Source organism: Leeia aquatica, from assembly GCF_012641365.1.
Lineage (GTDB): Bacteria > Pseudomonadota > Gammaproteobacteria > Burkholderiales > Leeiaceae > Leeia > Leeia aquatica.
The window spans coordinates 1-294 of sequence record NZ_JABAIM010000013.1 but is presented as its reverse complement, the minus strand read 5'-3'; the positions used below and the strand labels follow the sequence as shown (position 1 = coordinate 294).

Annotated in this window: 1 protein-coding gene; it reads left to right on the top strand. The window is 61.6% G+C overall.

What is annotated here, in order from left to right; translation table 11 throughout:
* On the top strand, positions 1-294 hold a 294-nt coding region (locus tag HF682_RS17630; protein ID WP_168878662.1), incomplete at both ends, for a hemagglutinin repeat-containing protein.

Sequence of the window (294 nt, the reverse complement as noted above, 5' to 3'; positions counted from 1 at the left end):
CCTTCGGCTTCGGCCAGCAAAACGGCTTCAGCTTCCAGATCGGCGGCAGCAAAGGCAAAGGCCTCACCGACGGCAGCGAAACCCGCTATGACAACACCCTGATCACCGCCAGCAACCAGCTCAACCTCAGCAGCGGCAAAGACACCACCCTCAAGGGTGCCCAGCTTGCTGGCAAACAGGTCAATCTCGACGTCGGCGGCAACCTCAGCCTGCTCACCCTGCAAGACCGCACCGACTACCAAAGCCACCAGTCCAACAGCAGCTGGGGCATCAGCCTGTGCATCCCCCCCATCT